This is a genomic window from Aeribacillus sp. FSL K6-2833 (genome assembly GCF_037965815.1).
GTDB lineage: Bacteria > Bacillota > Bacilli > Bacillales > Aeribacillaceae > Aeribacillus > Aeribacillus composti.
The window spans coordinates 1,474,739-1,492,006 of record NZ_CP150189.1 but is presented as its reverse complement, the minus strand read 5'-3'; the positions used below and the strand labels follow the sequence as shown (position 1 = coordinate 1,492,006).

Below are 17,268 nucleotides of genomic sequence, written 5' to 3'. Positions count from 1 at the left end.
AAACTAAGACATACTCATGATATATCAATCTTTGTAGAAGGTCAATATAATCATATCGTTAGAATCTAGGGATTGAAAGGGTTTTTAGGTTCGATTCCAATATTGTAATAAAATGTTCATAATTTGTTCGATTTGCTCCTGAACAACCTTTCGTTTTACATCCTGATCCATATGTTCTATTGGGATTGACGGAATCCATATAAATTCATCGCCTTCTTTGCGCCATCTTTCTTCACATGTTAAAAAAATGACATGCTGAAAATGCTGTTTAATCGTATCTTTCCACTTTTTTAACAGTTTATCCAAATCAATGTCGTCATTTTTTAAAGAAACAAACGGAGGCAACAGCATGATCCGCCCCTTTAACTGCCGTTCAAGCTCCTGTGAAACAATTGTAATAAAATCTGCTTTTGACGCACTTCTTTTCAGTTCCTCATCAAAAGATACCGATAGGAGAGGAACAACTGCAGTATCAACGTACTCCCTTGATTGAAGAAAAGAATCGATATCAACCATTTGCCATTTCACTGATTTCAGCCCCTATTTTTTATTTTTCCTTACTCATTATAAAACTGATAAGCAAAATAAAAAAGCAATGCTGTACACATTGCCTAACATCCTAAATTGTTCAATTGTTTTACAAGCTTTCGAAACGCCTCTTCATCGTGAGCATCCAACGCTTCATCAATTAAGCGGAGGAGTTTTTCTTTTTGAAATTTTTTAATTGACTCCTCCAAAATTTTTTCCGCAAGCAGCCGGTCTTTCTCATTTCTTTGCATATCTTTAGGCAAATATGGATTTTCAACTAAAACGGCAGCATATTCCGGGGAACGGTATTGAGCGCGAAAGTTTAACTGGATATACAAGTCTTCATCTTTATTCAAGCGAATATCGTGAAAAGACTTTTCTGCATCTGTTGTCATCACATTTTCTTTATAAAATCTAAACGGAACATCATCCACACAGTGGGTGGACATGACCATTCCCCTCGGACAAAATTTGGCATGCTCTACAAAGTGGACGTTTTCCATTAATGAATCATGGCTCATTAAATAATTTAATATCCATACGCATTCCCGTCTTTTCAACTGATAATGATTTAAAAACCAGCGAATAAATTCTTTCTTCTCGTTAACAGAAACAGGGGCTTTCATCTTTAACCCTCCTCTGCTTTCCATCTAATTCAAAAATTCAACATAGTTGCGTTGAATTCCTTCCAATTCCGCCTAAAAATTGTCCTCCAATTCGAGCAGCATATTTTCATATTCAATGTTGCCTGGATCAAGCTCCAGCGCTTTTTCAAAAAACTTCCTAGCCTTTGCCCGCTCCCCTTCTTCAAGCAGAAAATAAGCGTAATTCTCCAAAAATTCCGGGTCTGTTTTAAAATTATTATATGCATTTTCATAATGCTTTAATGCCTTTTCGTACTGTTCGGTGCGATGATAAGCGATCGCTAAATTGAAGTCAAAATGAGGATCATATTCTTCATGTTTTTCCACGATTTCCGTCAACATCTCAATCGTTTCCATATATTTGCCTTGGTTTAACAACACTCCTGAAAGTGTTATAATTGCTTCTATATAACCCGGATCCAGCTCCAGCGCTTTTTTTAACAATTTTACTGCATTGTCTACATCTTTAAGCTTTAAGGCAATTTTTCCGCCGAATAAATAAAGCTCTTTATTAAATGGATCCTCCTGTAAACCTTCTTGAACAATTTGAAAACTTTTTTCCACCATCCCTTCCTGTTCATAGCTTTTGGCCAAATATAAATATAGTGAGTGGTAGGTAGTGTCCAATTCCTTTATTCGTTCAAATTGTGCAATTGCTGTTTTTGTCTGGCCTGCATTTAAAGCTGTCATCCCATAAGCGAAATATGTGTCCAAATCCTCTTCTTCCACCGCTTTCTCAAAATAAGCAAGGGCTTCTTCAAATTCACCGCAAGCAGATAAAGACTCGCCTATTCGTTTATGAATATTTACATTCATTATATTTTCAAATTCCTCTAGGACTACTCTATAAAAGTCGATTGCTTGACGATATTTTCCGAGATGAAAATAATGCTCGGCTAATGCGAAATCAATTACTTTCTCTTCAGGCAACCTTCTCTTGGCTTCCTTCAGCTTTTGTTCGCTGACTTCATATAAGCCTTGCAATTGATACAAATCAGCCATAAGAAGAAGGGCTTGCGGATATGATTCATCCTCTTGATCAATTTCATTCAGCAGATCAATCGCTTTTTCTTCATCGTCAAGCTCAATGTATATTTCCGCCAAAAAAAGAGTGATAGCAGATTCATCAGGGTATAACTGCGACAGCTCCTCGGCTATTTTTAGCGCTTCATCTGTCCTGCCCCATTGAAAATATTTTTCTGCAAGCTCAAACTTTTCTTCATCATTTAACTCTTTTTCAATGGATGAAAGTTTTTTCAATCCTTTTTCCACTTGGCCGCTTTCAACTAATTGAACGGCTTCGCTCATTTTTTTATTCAACCTAAAACTCCCCTTCTAAATTCAGTACTTGTTTATTGGCTGCGAATACATATTGAAGCGTCCTGGTGCATTCAGCTGCACTTCTTTTCCGAACCCTGGTTTATAAAATATTTGTTCTCCTGCTTTCAAAACGCTTCCGTTGTGAACGATCACTTCTGGGTTATGATTATAATAATCTAGATAATTATTTTCTTCAACTAAATCGATCATCCGAAATAAATTATAATCAACATTGCTTCCGCTTAAAATTTCGCCGCGAATCGGATAAAGACCAATTTTCATTAATGCTTCTTTCGTAAGTGGGACACCGTTTTCAGGACATTCTTCCAATGATGGCAATTTATATTTTTTTACAATTTGCCGCCATTTGCTTTTCAACTGATGGAAGATGGATTGATCTTCTGAAGAAAAATGGGGAAAAATTGGAGTTTGCTTTGGAAATAAAGTCTCACGAATCCATTCCCATGGAACATCATCAAGCTCAGCAATCTGCTTAATTTCCACGATAATCACAGTAATTTTTTCTCTTTTTAGCATTCTGATGATTGAAGGGGTCAGCCGTTCGATTGGGATTTTTGCAGCGATCGCATAATCGATCGGCGAATTCATCATCACTTTGCGAATATGTTTTTTCTTTTCATCCCATTGTCTTTCAAACGGCAAATCAACAGCAGCAATTAAAAAAGTGCAGCCTTTTTGGATCAAATTCTTCACATATAATTTGAATGAATGGCTTTGGTCTAGATATTGAATGTTTTGGTCAAGCATGACAAAGCCCGGTGTCATGAAATAGGGCGATCCATCCATTTTCATAAATCGAAACTGATCTAATTGCTTTTCTTTAAAACGAAACTCATTTCCGTCAACGAGTATTGAGCGCGTCACAATTTGATTGTCTTCCATTAAACGAATTTGATCAATAATATATGCCATTTTCCCACCTCAATAGCTTTTTTAGACAAGCTATGAAAAGGTTGATAAAAATATGACAAAAACCATCTGACAAACTCAGATGGTTTTGGAAAGCAAATTCAAATGGTCAAAAAAAGCAGGATAGGATACACTGACTGCCTCGTGCTGCATTAATTCCACAGGTTCTTCACAAATAGTGCTGGCAATCGCGAGCATCATGCCGATGCGGTGATCTCCATGGCTGGAAACATTCGTTCCTCCTTTCAGCTTTGTTTTTCCGCGAATGATCATTCCATCGTTTGTAGCTTCAATATCCGCGCCAAGCTTTTTCAGCTCGCCGACAACTGTATCAATTCTATTTGTTTCTTTTACCTTTAATTCTTCGGCATCTTTAATAACTGTCGTTCCTTCAGCCTGTGTCGCAAGAAGGGCAATGATCGGAATTTCATCAATCAGTCTCGGAATCAGCTCTCCTGAAATTTCGGTTCCTTTTAGCTCAGATGTCCTGACCGATATATCAGCCATCGGTTCGGCAGAATCTAATGTCGGTATAATCTCGATCTCTGCACCCATATTTTCTAAAACATCTAAAATCCCTGTTCTTGTTGGGTTAATGCCGACATTTTTCAGTTTGATCGAACTGTCCGGAACAATGGCTCCCGCAACAAGGAAAAAAGCAGCGGAAGAAATGTCACCAGGCACATAAATATTGGCGCCTTTTAATGTTTGTCCTCCCTCTACCGAAACGGTCAAATTTTGTTTTTTCACATGGACGCCAAAGGCTGACAAAAGACGTTCCGTATGATCTCTTGATTGATACGGCTCCTCAACTGTTGTGGTTCCATCTGCTTGAAGACCTGCAAGCAAAATCGATGACTTCACTTGAGCACTCGCTACTGGGGATTTGTAATAAATGCTCTTTAAATTCCCGCCGCGCAAAGACAACGGGGTAAAAGATCCGTTATTCCGTCCATCAATATGAGCTCCCATTTGTCTTAAAGGAGCTGTTACACGATCCATCGGTCTTTTCGCAATTGACTCATCCCCAATAATGCATGCATGAAAAGGACGTCCCGCTAAAATGCCCAGCATTAATCTTGTCGTGGTGCCTGAGTTCCCAACATTTAAAATGTTAACAGGTTCTTTCAGTCCGGAAAATCCTTTCCCTTCAATTGTTACATTCGTTCCTTCCTGTTTGATCGACACCCCCATCTCTTTAAAGCATGAAATGGTGCTTAAGCAATCCTCTCCAGTTAAAAAGTTTTGAATAGTTGTTTTTCCTTCCGCAATTGCCCCAAACATAACCGCCCTATGGGAGATCGATTTATCGCCGGGAACTTCAATAGTTCCATTCAGCGAATGTTTTTTTGTCAAAACAAGCCCTTGATTCATATCTGTATCACCCCAACTACAGTATATATGTTTCATAATTCGTGTAGCGATCAATGCATTGTTTCGCCTTCATCCGGTCTTCATCCGACTGAAAGCTGATGCGCAAAACACCAAAAATTTCTTCACGCGTTTCTAAAATTCGAATATTTGTTATGCTAATTTCCTCTTTTGCTAAATAACCGGTAATTTCAGAAATAACACCCGGATAATCCGGAACATCGACATAAAGGTCATAAAAGGACGGAATGGCTCCTTTTTCCCTTTCAGGCAATCCGTCTCGATATGTCTTCGCTTTTTCAAAATATGTATAAAGCTGTTCTTTATCGAGCTTCTCAATGAATTGTTTAATTTGCTTCATTTCTTGAATCCATTCATCAAATAACTTGATTAATACATCATGGTTGTGAACAATAATATCGCGCCACATAACCGGGTTGCTTGACGCAATTCGGGTAATGTCGCGAAATCCTCCGGCCGCAAGCCGCTTAATAATTGGAAACATTTCTTCTTTCTTTTCTGCCTGATGGACGAGGCTTGCCGCGATTAAATGCGGAAAATGGCTAATGACCCCGGTAATGGAATCATGTTCTTCAGGTGTCATGACAATAAATTGCGCTTTTGTTCCCTTTAAAAGCTTTTTTAATTGTTCTATTTTTTCCGGACGTTCGTTGCTGCCAGGCGTTAAAATATAAAACGCATTTTCAAATAAATGAGTTTTCGCTGCCGCAACGCCTGATTTATGTGAGCCCGCCATTGGGTGACCGCCAATAAATGTTACTGTTTTCGGCAAAGAAAAGCTCGCATGATCGACAATTTTTTTCTTTGTGCTGCCGACATCAGTGATAATGACTCCTTCTTTCAAGCTTAGCTCTCCTAAAAACGTTAAAACGTTCAATGTTTGTTCAACGGGAGTTGAAATAATAATAACGTCCGCTGATTCAGCGCCTTCCTTAATAGATTCCGCTGATTGATCAATGATTCCCAATTTTTTTGCCATTTGTACTTGATCATTTTTTATATCATATCCGACCAATTGAACCGATGGATGTTCTTTCTTAATTGCACGCGAAATCGATCCGCCGATTAAGCCAAGACCAATGATAAAAACTTTTTCCACAAAAAACCACCTGTTTCTGCTTTTTGGTAAAAAAAGAGGTGAGCGTTCACCTCTTTTAGGAAAGTAGTTCCTTTAAAGTTTGAATCAGTGCTTCATTTTCCTCTTCTGTTCCGACAGTAATTCTCAGCGATGTCGGAAATCCGAGAGCTTTTCCTGACCGGACGATGAATCCTTTTTCAAGCAGCTTTTGAAAAAGCTCATCCGCATCCCTTTGAAAATCTATTAAAATAAAGTTCGTTTGCGAAGGGAAGTACTCAAGACCAAATTGTTCACAAAAATCATAGTATTGTTTGAGCCCTTCCCGGTTCAATTTTTTGCAGGTTTCGATAAAAGTTTGATCGTTTAGCGCTGCAATAGCGGCCTTTTGTCCAAGACGATTTGTATTAAAAGGTTCCCTTGCTGGCTCAATTAAGCGGATGAGTTCTTCATTTCCAATTCCATATCCTACTCGGAGTGCAGCTAGGCCGTATGCTTTTGAGAACGTCCGTAAAATTAATAGATTTGGAAATTGATCCAATAAGGCGACTGAATTCGGATAATCTTCCGCCGTCACATATTCGTAATACGCTTCATCAGATACGACAAGGACATCCTTCGGCACTTTGTTTAAAAAATTAATAAGCTCTTCTTCACTTATGTAAACTCCTGTAGGGTTATTCGGATTGCATAACCATACAATTTTTGTTTTGGAATCAATAGAGTCTGCCATTTTATCCAAATTGTGCCGCCCATCTACAAGTTCAATTTCGCGAATTTCGGCATTTTCGATCACCGCATTATGCCGGTATTGGGAAAATGACGGTGACGCCATTACGGTATTGAAGCCTTCGCTCAAAAGTGAACGTGACAGAATTTGTATAATATTATCTGATCCGTTTCCGAAAATGAGCTGATTTTCTTTTACGCCTACATGCTTTGCCACCTGTTTTCGCAGCTCTGCACTATAGCCGTCAGGATAGATCGCAAGAGATTCAAGCTCCTCTTGTATCGCTTGTTTCACTTTATCAGAACAACCGTACGGGTTTTCGTTTGATGCAAGCTTGATCACCTTTGTTAGACCAAACTGTTCTTTTACTTGTTCAATTGGTTTTCCAGGTTCGTATGGTTTCAGCGACTTTAACTGTTCTTTTACCTCCAACCTTAACACCTCTTTCATCCCCTAATGGAGCAAACCGTGAATAAACCTTTCAAATTCCTGTAACCCGCTCTGTTTTGTATTCGCATTTGTGAGAAGCGGAATAAGCTTTTCAATTTGTTTAACAATCGCACTGCCCACAACGACGCCGTCACTTATTTTGAAAAATTTTTTTACATGCTCATTCGACGAAATGCCGAACCCGACAGCCACCGGAACTTCCGCATACTTCTTTACATGAGAGATAAAATCAGAAACGCGCTCATCAAATGATTGGCGCTCACCCGTCACCCCGAGAGATGAAACACAATATAAAAATCCTGCGGCGTTCTCAGCAATTTTTTTTATTCGATTGTAGGAAGTGGGAGCAACCATAGAGATAAAATAAATCCCATGCTCGTCACATTTTTTTCGCATCCATCCGCTTTCTTCGAACGGGAGATCAGGAATGAGAAGTCCTTCTAATCGATTTTTCTCCATTAAAGTAAAAAAGTATTTTTCTCCTAATTGTAGCACAGGATTGAAATAAGTAAAGAGAATGATCGGAATTTTTAAACCTCTTTCTTTCATTTTATATGCTAATTCCATCGCCTTTTCAATATTCATTCCATTTCTTCTTGCCCGGATGGATGCCTGTTGAATAACGGGGCCGTCAGCAAGCGGGTCCGAATAGGGAACGCCAAGCTCAATGGCTGACGCCCCGCATTTTTCTAAAATAAGGGCGAGATCAATGGTCAACTCTTCATTCGGATCTCCAGCTGTAATAAAAGGAATAAAAAGCTTGTCAAACTGTTGAAACATGCTTTTGTTAGAAACCATTTTCAACTCCCCCTTTCGTTTTCATCAAAGTATGAACATCTTTATCGCCCCGTCCGGACAAACAAATTAAAATTGACTGTTCATTTGATAAAGTTTTTGCTACTTCGATTCCTTTTGCAACGGCATGAGCAGATTCAATTGCGGCTAATATTCCTTCTGTTTTCGCCAATGTTTCGAGTGCTGCGATCGCCTCTTCATCTGTAACAGATTCATAAACGACACGCCCTATTTTTGCTAAATAAGCATGCTCCGGACCGACACCCGGATAATCGAGGCCGGCAGAAATCGAATAAGGCTCAATAATTTCACCGTATTGATTTTGCAATAAGTACGTCATCGAACCGTGAATAACGCCTTTCGTCCCCTTTGTAATTGTTGCCGCATGTTCACCCGTTTCCACTCCTTTTCCTCCTGCCTCCACTCCAATAAGCTTTACATCTTCTTCTAAAAACGGAGTAAACATCCCGATCGCATTGCTTCCTCCGCCCACACAAGCTATGACAACATCCGGCAGCTTGCCAAACTCGTTGAAAAACTGCTCTTTCGCTTCATCTCCAATGATCCGCTGGAATTCTCTCACCATCATCGGATATGGATGCGGACCGACAGCTGAGCCCATTAAATAAAAATGGTCTTCACAATGCTGAACCCAATATCGGATCGCCTCATTCACAGCGTCTTTTAATGTTTTATTTCCGCTTGTAACAGGCACTACTTCAGCACCTAGCAGCTGCATCCGAAAAACGTTGAGGCGCTGTCTATCGATGTCTTCTTCTCCCATAAATACTTTGCAGTCCATGCCAAATTTCGCAGCGACAGTTGCTGATGCTACACCGTGCTGTCCGGCACCTGTTTCAGCAATAAGCTTCTTTTTTCCCATTCTTTTCGAAAGAAGCGCTTGACCAATGGCATTATTGATCTTATGGGCACCAGTATGGTTGAGATCCTCCCGTTTTAAAAAAATGTTTGCTCCCCCGACATGTTTTGTTAATTGGTCTGCAAATGTTAAAGCGGTCGGTCTGCCGGAATATTTTTGCAGCATTTGATGATATTGCTGTTGAAAAGAAGAATCACTTAATGCATCCTTTAATGCTTCTTCTAATTCATACAACGGCTTCATTAACGTTTCTGGTACATATTTTCCTCCAAATTCTCCAAATCTGCCATATTCATCAGGATATTTCATCAGCCTTTCACCTTCTCTATTAATTTTGCTATTTTTTCGACATCTTTTTTTTCATTTGTTTCAACACCGCTTGCAACATCAATGTTTTCAGCGCCTTTTTCAAGCAGCTCTGTTATGTTTTCAGGTGTAATGCCGCCCGCAATAAAACAAAGCTTCCGGTTATTTTTCGCCCATATTGTATAATCAGACACATTTGACCAGTCAAAAGCAACGCCTGTTCCGCCCCACATTCCTTTCACACGGCTGTCAATCACATATCCATCCACCCAACGCGAAAATTTTTCCATTTCCTCTATCACATGTTCATGATGAGGAAGAGCTTTCCAAACAGAAAGACCGAACTTTTCCTTTACCTGTTTTACAAATTCTTCATCTTCATCGCCATGCAGCTGTATGCAGTCTAATTCGACCGCTGATAGCACATCCTCTAAAAATTGAATCGTCGGATGAACAAATACGCCTACTAGTTTTGGACGCATTTCTTTTGGAAAAGCTTCCACCCACCTGCCGACATCATTTGCCTTCACCTGCCGTCTGCTTTCAGAGGAAAAGATAAAGCCGATATAATCGGCTCCTTGATTGATGGAAACGGCTGTATCTTCAAATGTGCGGTTGCCGCAAATTTTGACGAGTCTCACTTTACACTCTCCTTAAACAGCTCATAAATTCCTTGTTCCGGGTCTTTTTTCCGCATGAGCGACTCCCCGACAAGCACGCCTTTTGCTCCATATTCATACACCGTTTGCAAATCTGCCATCGTGCTTATGCCGCTTTCACTGATCAATAAAATATCTTTCGGCACATATTTTTGAATCGTTTCCAGATGATGAATATCCGTATGAAAGGTTGTTAAATCCCTGTTGTTCACCCCTAGTATATTCGGCACAAATATATCTAGTATTCTTTCAAGAGTCTCGACAGAATGGACCTCCACCAGCACATCCAGCTCTAAGCTGACCGCTTCATCCCAAAGCTCCTTTAATTTTTTTGGCGGAAGAGCCTCCCCGATTAACAAAATGGCATCCGCTCCGATCCATTTCGATTCATACACTTGCTTTTTATCGATAATAAAATCTTTGCGCAAAACAGGAAGTTTCACCTTTTCTTTAATTTCAGACAAAAATGCGGTTGACCCTTGAAAAAACTTTTGATCGGTTAAAACAGATAAGCAGTCTGCCTTCCCTCTCTCATATTTTTTTGCAATATCGACAGGATCGAAATCTTCACGAATGACACCTTTGGACGGCGATGCCTTCTTCACTTCCGCAATGAGCCCAAGAAAACGGTTCGGGTTTTGAAGAGCAGCGAAAAATGATCTTTTTTCGAATGTTTTTTGGTCTAATTGCGTCAAATCAAGTTCTTTCACTTCTTGTTCTTTAGCTCTTATGATCGTATCAAGCATAGCTCTCTTCCTTTCGGATGGCCAATCTCTTTAATTGCTGATAGGCGGTCCCGTCTTTTATGGCTGTTAAAGCCATCTGTACCCCTTCAGAAATGTTTTTTGCTTTTCCTGCTACGTAAAGAGCTGCAGCCGAATTTAATGCTACAATGTTCTTCACGCTTTCATTTCCTTTATTTTTCAGTACTTCCTCTATCATTTTAGCACTTTCTTTAGCATCTGAGACTTGTATTTCTTCAAGCTTCCCTCGATTCATTCCAAATTGCTCCGGAGAAATCGTATATTTTGTTATGTTCCCATCTTTTAGTTCTACGACATCCGTTTCATCACTGATCGAAATTTCATCTAATCCGTCCCTTCCTGATACTAACAGCACATGCTCTGAACGGAAATGTTTTAATGTTTCAGCCATTTTCTCCGCATGCTCCAATGATGAAACGCCAAGCACTTGTCGTTTTGTATTGGCCGGATTAGCCAGCGGCCCGAGCAAATTAAAAATCGTTCGGAATCCCACTTCTTTTCTTGCTTTGGCAACATGCTTCATCGATGAATGATAGAGAGGAGCAAACAAGAAGCTCATATTCGTTTCTTCCAAGCTTCTTCTTGCTTCTTCAGGCGTTGTTTGGATTGGGATGTTTAAACATTCGAGCACATCAGCGCTGCCGCTTCTTGAAGAAACAGCGCGGTTTCCGTGTTTTGCGACTTTCACTCCCAACGATGAAGCTACAATGGCAGATGCGGTTGAAATGTTAAATGTTGATGCTCCGTCTCCGCCCGTTCCGCAAGTATCAACTGCATTTTCAAATCCTTCAAGCTGAGTCATATTTTCCTTCATCGCTTTCACAAATCCCGTCATCTCTTCGACCGTTTCGCCGCGAAATCGTAAAATAGTGATGAGACTGGCAATTTGACTGTCCGGAACCTTTCCTTCCATGATTTTTTTCATAATATCTTCTGCTTCAGATGCTGAAAGAGTCTCACCATTAATGCACTTCTCCAATATATGCTTCATGCCCTCTTCCTCCCTTTTTCTAAAAACAATTGTTCTGCTAATTCGATCGTTTGAATGAGCGCACTCGCTTTGTTTCTTGTTTCTTCCCATTCTTTTAAAGGAACAGAATCGGCAACGATCCCAGCCCCCGCCTGGACATATGCCTTCTGATTGCTCAGCGTGATCGTCCGAATTGTGATGCATGAATCAATGCTTCCATCGAAGCTGATGTATGCAACAGCCCCCGCATAGCTCCCCCTGGCAGTCGGCTCCAGCTCATGAATAATTTCCATCGCACGTATTTTGGGGGCGCCTGAAACAGTTCCGGCAGGAAAAGCCGAAATTAACGCATCAATCGGATGAATGCTTTTTCTCAATTTTCCTCTCACTTTTGAAATGAGATGGATAACATGTGAAAAATAAGCTGCATCCAGAAGTACAGGTGTTTTGACCGTCCCGTATTCAGCAACTCGGCCGATATCATTTCTTGCTAAATCAACAAGCATATAATGCTCCGCTAGTTCTTTTTCATCCTGCAGCAATTGGCGAACGAGTCTTCTATCTTCTTCCTTTGTTTTGCCCCGCTTTCTCGTGCCGGCAATAGGATGAATTTCAACATAATCGTCGCGAACATGAATCAATCTTTCCGGTGAACTGCCGATAAGCTCTTGGTTTGATAGTTTTATATAAAATAAATAAGGGGAAGGATTGATAATTCTTAAAATTCGATATAATTGCAGACCGGTTACCGATACTTGTTTTTCAAAGCGCTGCGAAAGAACTCCTTGAAATATATCGCCAGAACGAATATATTCCTTCATTTTTTCAACATGATGCAAAAATTGTTCTTTTGTATAATTCGATTCAAATCCGGCGAAAGAAACCGGTTCTTTGTTTGACGGGATGAAAATATTTCCTTCCGGCTTGACGTTTTTTAATTCATTGCGATATTGAAAAATGCGTTCCTTTCCCGCCTCAAATATTTGCTTCAGCTCTTGTTCGCTTTCGTTTCCTTCTAGCTCTCTGTAATGAATAAATGTCAGCAGTTTTTCCCTGTGGCTATATGCAATGACCGTTTGGCAAATGACCAGTTCACATACAGAATGGGTTCTGTCAGCATGACGATGAGCTGGAATTTTTTCAAATAGGCTGACCGCATCATAATCGATTTTTCCGACAGCTCCGCCTGAAAACGGCACATCGATCGCCACTTTTTTTACATTGAAGCTTACCGTCATTCTATGAAACAATGCTGATAACGAAACATCTTTGTCCATGACCATCTGTTTTCGATTTTGCAGCTGGAACGTTCCATTTTCTTCCTTGATAAAATACATCGGCTCAAGACCGATAAACGAGTAGTTGGACCAGTTCGACTCGCTGTCATTGCTTTCTAAAATATAACAAGCATCGGTTTGCAGCGTTTGAAATATTTGAATAGGTGTCAGCATATCGACATGATATTGCTCGATAATGGGAACCGTCTTATATTTGCGGCAATCCTGCAAAAAATCTTGAAAGGTTGTTGCCATTGAAGTACTCACTCCTCCAAAGTATTTGGAGAATGAGTCTTAGAGGATCGTTTTTGAGGGATGAAATTGATAATAAAAATGCCCAAAAACATTACGTTTTTGGGCAGTCGATCAATCTATCTTCCTAAACCACTCATCTATTACTTCCTCGACTCATTCTCAACTACCCTTAACTAAACTCAGCTCATTTCAGGTCATATAAAAACTTTCTTATTCGCCATATTATCGGATACAGCATTATTTGTCAACAAGATCCGGTCGTAAAATTTTTGCCTTCTCTAAATAAACATGGCAAATATCGTTTTGGGCGGCTTCTGTATTAATATGCATCATCACCCTTACGCATTTCTCAAGGGCGCCTTCAACGGCTATTTCCTGCATGCATGTCACAGGAACATATTTCCAGCCTTCAATATTTCTTAATGCTTTTGCAGGGAAGCAGGCATTTAAATCATTTGTCGCCGAAATAAACACGGAAGCTACTTGTTCAGGGGCAATGTTGTTTAATCGAATCATCTCCCTTAAGAGCCTCTCCGTGCTTTCAACAATCTGTTCTTCATTATTTTCCGAAACGGTGATGGCCCCTCTAACACCTCTTATCAAACGCATCCCTCCGTTCTCCACTCATTAAGAAATGAATATAATGTATGCGTGTCAAACGTCTTAAGTACCGGATTGCCGATATCCTCGAGAAGCACAAAACGAATCTGGCTATGTACCGTTTTTTTGTCTTTTTTCATTCGTTCGAGAAGCGATTCGGTTTGAATGGTTTCATCGATTTTGACAGGAAAGCCGATTTCGTTAAACCAATTTTTGATCGATTTATATTGAAAATCTTTGCGGAATATCTTTTCACTCAGCCATAGAGCAAACAGCATGCCGCATGCAACGGCATCTCCGTGGGAAATCTTCCCGTAACCTAACTCCGCTTCGAGCGCATGGCCGAGAGTATGACCGAAGTTTAAAAACGCCCTTTTTCCCGTTTCTCTTTCATCTTCAGCGACAATTTCTGCTTTCACTTCAATTCCCTTTCGTATAAACCATTGCAGCTGTTCGCTTGTTACATGATTCAACGAATGGATCGTTTTCATTAAATTTTCAACAAATGAACGATCATTGATGAAGCCGTGCTTCACCACTTCCGCAAATCCTGAGCGGATTTCTAGAAGAGGCAGTGTTTTTAAAAACTGTGTATCATAAATAATGGCATGAGGCTGATGAAAAGCCCCGATCATATTTTTTCCGAGCGGATGGTTAATGGCCACCTTTCCCCCGACAGCACTGTCATGAGCCAAAAGGGTCGTCGGCACTTGAATGAACGGAATTCCTCTCATAAATGTTGCAGCTACAAAGCCTGCTAAATCACCCACTACACCGCCGCCAAAAGCAATGATCACGGATTCTCTGTCCAGATTGTTTTCTAAAGCAAAGGTCAAGCATTTATAGTACGTTTCAAATGATTTAGACTGTTCGCCGCTCGGAACAACACATGTCAATACGTCCAAATCAAATGCTTTTAATACCGACTCTAATTTTCCGCCATACAGATCCTTGACTGTTTGATCAGTAATGATCAAAATTTTCGAAGGATTATTGCAAACAGACAGAAGCCATTCTCCGACATTATCGATAATTCCGTCTCCTAAAAAAACTGGATACGGGCGACTTTTCGTTTGAATCATCATCTGTTCCATTAAAATTCCCTCGCATATTGTTTCATACGTTCGATATTTTCCCGAATAAGGTCAATGCGATCAAGACCAAACTGTTCAACGATCGCTTTGGCTACTTCCCATGCAACAACTGCCTCCGCCACAACACTTGCAGCCGGGACTGCGCAGCTGTCCGATCGTTCAATGCTCGCCAAAAAAGGCTCTTTCGTATCAATGTCAACGCTTTGCAAAGGTTTGTACAGTGTTGGAATTGGCTTCATGACTCCTCTGACGACGATGGGCATGCCGGTCGTCATGCCGCCCTCAAAGCCTCCCAGATTGTTTGTTTTGCGATAGTATCCTTTCTCTTCGCTCCAAAGGATTTCATCATGAACTTCGCTGCCAAAACTCCGTCCCGCTTCAAATCCCAAGCCGAATTCAACCCCTTTAAACGCGTTGATGCTTACGATCGCTTGCGCTATTTTGGCATCCAGCTTTTTGTCCCAATGAACATAGCTGCCGACACCAGGCGGCATTCCTTCAACAATCACCTCAACGATGCCGCCGATGGAATCACCCTTTTCTTTTGCTTCGTCGATCGCCTTCATCATTTGCTGAGCCGCATTTTCATCTAAACAACGCACAGGTGAGTTCTCTGTCTTTTCCTTCAACTCAGCAAGCGTCGAATAGTCCAATTTTTGCGCACGGACACCGCCAATTTCAATGACATGTCCTGCCACTTGAATGCCGAGTTCAGACAAAATTTTCTTCGCAACAGCTCCTGCTGCCACCCTGACAGTTGTTTCCCGGGCAGAAGAGCGTTCAAGCACGTTGCGCATATCACGATGTCCGTATTTGATCGCCCCGACTAAGTCGGCATGGCCTGGGCGAGGTCTCGTAATTTTTCGTTTCATTTCCGCTTTCTCCGATTCGGAAATCGGCTCTGCCCCCATAATTTTCGTCCAATGGGCAAAGTCTTTATTTTCTACAACTAGCGCTATTGGTGATCCTAGCGTTTCGCCATGGCGCACTCCGCCTAGAATTTGCACCTGGTCTTTTTCGATTTGCATTCTTCGACCGCGGCCATAGCCTTTCTGTCTTCTTGCAAGCTCAATATTGATGTCTTCTTTCGTTAGAGGAAGCCCTGCCGGAACTCCTTCTATAATCGTCGTTAATTGCGGGCCGTGAGATTCCCCTGCTGTCAAATATCTCATACTAGCAAACTCCTTCCCATAACACTTTAACGCTTTTATGCTTTTATGCTTTTACGTAACTATACCATAAGATTTTTTGTTTGAATAGAAAGATCTTTGCTATTGCTACAATCGTGTATAAAAAAACGTTTCGATCGTTTTTAATCCATATTTTTCCGGAGTGAAAATTTGCTCTGTGCTGCCAACAAATAAAATCCCGTTTCGTCTAAGCGACTTGCTGAATTTTTCATAAAGTTCTTTTTTCGCAGACTCAGTAAAATAAATGAGGACGTTTCGGCATACGATCAAATCAAAATCTGTTTCAAAACGATCTGACAGCAAATTATGTTTTCGAAAAGTAACCGAGCGTTTAATGTCTTCTTTTACATGATAGAAAGAGCCTTCTTGCTGAAAATAATTAGTTTTATATTCAAGAGGTACTTCTTTTAGCGCTCTTTCCGGATAAATTCCAATTTGTGCTGTTTTAATCGCTTGTTCATCTATATCTGTTGCTAAAATATATGAGGCTTCCAATAGCGAATTCTGTGCTAAAATCATCGCAATTGTGTAAGGTTCTTCTCCCGTTGAGCACGCAGCGCTCCAAACTTTTATATGTTTTTTACCATTCAGCAAACGCGGAAGCAATTTTTTTTCAAGGATGTTCCAGCGCTGATAGTTGCGAAAAAATTCAGAAACATTAATCGTCATTCGATCTAAAAACAGATTGTATAAACATTTGTCCTTTTCCATAGCTAAAAAAAACTCTTGAAAGGATTGAAATCCTTTTTTTTCATACAATGATTTTAATCTTCTTTTCATTTGAGTCTCTTTATATAACGACAGGTCAATCCCGCTTTTTCTTTTTATCTTTTCGATAAATGCAACATAGTCCTTATCTGTCACTTTCCGATCTTCCCCCGAATGTAATGTAGAAAACCCTAATCAAACCATTGTTTGATTAGGGTCAGATGTTAATAGATCCATGCATCAATTTCACGGTCATATTCTACAAGCTCTTCAGCTTTAAAAAACAATTGAATTTCCCGCTCAGCGCTTTCAGGTGAATCTGAACCGTGAATTACATTCTTCCCTACTGTTAAACCAAAATCGCCGCGAATTGTTCCAGAAAGGGCATCCTTTGGATTGGTTTTTCCCATCATTTGACGGGCAATTTCGATTGCATTTTCGCCTTCCCAAACCATTGCAAAAACCGGTCCTGATGTGATGAATTGAACGAGCTCATTGAAAAAAGGCTTTTCTTTATGTTCTCCATAATGCTGCTGGGCCAATTCTTCAGAGATTTTCATTAATTTTGCACCGATAAGCTTCAGCCCTTTTTGCTCAAATCTTGAAACGATTTGTCCAATTAGCTGTCGTTGTACACCATCAGGCTTTACCATTAAAAACGTCTTTTCCATCAACACATCCACCTCGAAAATTTCATTATG

18 protein-coding genes are annotated in these 17,268 nt (G+C 40.3%); all 18 read right to left on the bottom strand.

What is annotated here, in order from left to right; genetic code table 11:
• Positions 1 to 84: 84 nt before the first annotated feature.
• Positions 85 to 528, bottom strand: coding sequence for a YpiF family protein (locus tag NSQ94_RS07425; RefSeq protein ID WP_339230467.1), 444 nt, complete (start codon positions 526 to 528; stop codon positions 85 to 87).
• 83 nt (positions 529 to 611) lie between these two features.
• Positions 612 to 1,154, bottom strand: a complete 543-nt coding sequence (locus NSQ94_RS07420) for a ReoY family proteolytic degradation factor (RefSeq protein ID WP_066251907.1) — start codon at positions 1,152 to 1,154, stop codon at positions 612 to 614.
• A 72-nt stretch (positions 1,155 to 1,226) separates the two neighbouring features.
• Complete coding sequence (locus tag NSQ94_RS07415; protein WP_339230465.1) at positions 1,227 to 2,492, bottom strand: tetratricopeptide repeat protein; 1,266 nt, start codon at positions 2,490 to 2,492, stop codon at positions 1,227 to 1,229.
• A 21-nt stretch (positions 2,493 to 2,513) separates the two neighbouring features.
• Positions 2,514 to 3,425 (bottom strand): hypothetical protein, encoded by a 912-nt coding sequence (locus tag NSQ94_RS07410; protein ID WP_339230463.1) that lies wholly within the window; start codon positions 3,423 to 3,425, stop codon positions 2,514 to 2,516.
• Between the two features lie 75 nt (positions 3,426 to 3,500).
• Positions 3,501 to 4,796 carry a 3-phosphoshikimate 1-carboxyvinyltransferase gene (gene aroA, locus NSQ94_RS07405; RefSeq protein ID WP_063388574.1) on the bottom strand — a complete coding sequence of 432 codons (1,296 nt, stop codon included), beginning with the start codon at positions 4,794 to 4,796 and terminating at the stop codon, positions 3,501 to 3,503.
• A gap of 16 nt (positions 4,797 to 4,812) precedes the next feature.
• Complete coding sequence (locus NSQ94_RS07400; protein WP_311066272.1) at positions 4,813 to 5,913, bottom strand: prephenate dehydrogenase; 1,101 nt, start codon at positions 5,911 to 5,913, stop codon at positions 4,813 to 4,815.
• A gap of 55 nt (positions 5,914 to 5,968) precedes the next feature.
• Complete coding sequence (gene hisC / locus NSQ94_RS07395; protein WP_130156262.1) at positions 5,969 to 7,051, bottom strand: histidinol-phosphate transaminase; 1,083 nt, start codon at positions 7,049 to 7,051, stop codon at positions 5,969 to 5,971.
• Positions 7,052 to 7,072: 21 nt separating this feature from the next.
• Complete coding sequence (gene trpA / locus NSQ94_RS07390) at positions 7,073 to 7,849, bottom strand: tryptophan synthase subunit alpha (RefSeq protein WP_066251991.1); 777 nt, start codon at positions 7,847 to 7,849, stop codon at positions 7,073 to 7,075.
• A gap of 7 nt (positions 7,850 to 7,856) precedes the next feature.
• Positions 7,857 to 9,056, bottom strand: a complete 1,200-nt coding sequence (gene trpB / locus NSQ94_RS07385; protein WP_117016814.1) for a tryptophan synthase subunit beta — start codon at positions 9,054 to 9,056, stop codon at positions 7,857 to 7,859.
• Positions 9,053 to 9,691 carry a phosphoribosylanthranilate isomerase gene (locus NSQ94_RS07380; protein ID WP_339230461.1) on the bottom strand — a complete coding sequence of 213 codons (639 nt, stop codon included), beginning with the start codon at positions 9,689 to 9,691 and terminating at the stop codon, positions 9,053 to 9,055. The genes trpB and NSQ94_RS07380 overlap by 4 nt, the downstream gene beginning before the upstream one ends.
• Positions 9,688 to 10,455, bottom strand: coding sequence for an indole-3-glycerol phosphate synthase TrpC (gene trpC, locus NSQ94_RS07375; RefSeq protein ID WP_130156178.1), 768 nt, complete (start codon positions 10,453 to 10,455; stop codon positions 9,688 to 9,690). Before trpC ends, NSQ94_RS07380 begins: the two co-directional genes overlap by 4 nt.
• Positions 10,448 to 11,464 carry an anthranilate phosphoribosyltransferase gene (trpD, locus tag NSQ94_RS07370; protein WP_063388580.1) on the bottom strand — a complete coding sequence of 339 codons (1,017 nt, stop codon included), beginning with the start codon at positions 11,462 to 11,464 and terminating at the stop codon, positions 10,448 to 10,450. The genes trpC and trpD overlap by 8 nt, the downstream gene beginning before the upstream one ends.
• Positions 11,461 to 12,975 (bottom strand): anthranilate synthase component I, encoded by a 1,515-nt coding sequence (trpE, locus tag NSQ94_RS07365; RefSeq protein WP_130156176.1) that lies wholly within the window; start codon positions 12,973 to 12,975, stop codon positions 11,461 to 11,463. The genes trpD and trpE overlap by 4 nt, the downstream gene beginning before the upstream one ends.
• A 237-nt stretch (positions 12,976 to 13,212) precedes the next feature.
• Complete coding sequence (aroH, locus tag NSQ94_RS07360) at positions 13,213 to 13,578, bottom strand: chorismate mutase (protein WP_063388656.1); 366 nt, start codon at positions 13,576 to 13,578, stop codon at positions 13,213 to 13,215.
• Entirely contained in the window at positions 13,575 to 14,669 is a 1,095-nt protein-coding gene (gene aroB, locus NSQ94_RS07355) for a 3-dehydroquinate synthase (RefSeq protein WP_063388582.1), read from the bottom strand. The genes aroH and aroB overlap by 4 nt, the downstream gene beginning before the upstream one ends.
• Positions 14,669 to 15,841, bottom strand: a complete 1,173-nt coding sequence (gene aroC, locus NSQ94_RS07350) for a chorismate synthase (RefSeq protein ID WP_063388583.1) — start codon at positions 15,839 to 15,841, stop codon at positions 14,669 to 14,671. The genes aroB and aroC overlap by 1 nt, the downstream gene beginning before the upstream one ends.
• 105 nt (positions 15,842 to 15,946) lie before the next feature.
• Entirely contained in the window at positions 15,947 to 16,723 is a 777-nt protein-coding gene (locus NSQ94_RS07345) for a protein-glutamate O-methyltransferase CheR (RefSeq protein ID WP_311066276.1), read from the bottom strand.
• 68 nt (positions 16,724 to 16,791) lie between these two features.
• Entirely contained in the window at positions 16,792 to 17,238 is a 447-nt protein-coding gene (gene ndk / locus NSQ94_RS07340; RefSeq protein WP_063388585.1) for a nucleoside-diphosphate kinase, read from the bottom strand.
• Positions 17,239 to 17,268: the final 30 nt, after the last annotated feature.

What these genes read in the sequence shown, in the direction of transcription:
- trpD (WP_063388580.1), bottom strand. Translation starts at nt 11,464, where the DNA reads ATGAAGCATATATTGGAGAAGTGCATTAATGGTGAGACTCTTTCAGCA.
- NSQ94_RS07420 (WP_066251907.1), bottom strand. Translation starts at nt 1,154, where the DNA reads ATGAAAGCCCCTGTTTCTGTTAACGAGAAGAAAGAATTTATTCGCTGG.
- aroC (WP_063388583.1), bottom strand. Translation starts at nt 15,841, where the DNA reads ATGAGATATTTGACAGCAGGGGAATCTCACGGCCCGCAATTAACGACG.
- ndk (WP_063388585.1), bottom strand. Translation starts at nt 17,238, where the DNA reads ATGGAAAAGACGTTTTTAATGGTAAAGCCTGATGGTGTACAACGACAG.
- trpC (WP_130156178.1), bottom strand. Translation starts at nt 10,455, where the DNA reads ATGCTTGATACGATCATAAGAGCTAAAGAACAAGAAGTGAAAGAACTT.
- trpE (WP_130156176.1), bottom strand. Translation starts at nt 12,975, where the DNA reads ATGGCAACAACCTTTCAAGATTTTTTGCAGGATTGCCGCAAATATAAG.
- aroB (WP_063388582.1), bottom strand. Translation starts at nt 14,669, where the DNA reads ATGGAACAGATGATGATTCAAACGAAAAGTCGCCCGTATCCAGTTTTT.
- trpA (WP_066251991.1), bottom strand. Translation starts at nt 7,849, where the DNA reads ATGTTTCAACAGTTTGACAAGCTTTTTATTCCTTTTATTACAGCTGGA.
- NSQ94_RS07410 (WP_339230463.1), bottom strand. Translation starts at nt 3,425, where the DNA reads ATGGCATATATTATTGATCAAATTCGTTTAATGGAAGACAATCAAATT.
- aroA (WP_063388574.1), bottom strand. Translation starts at nt 4,796, where the DNA reads ATGAATCAAGGGCTTGTTTTGACAAAAAAACATTCGCTGAATGGAACT.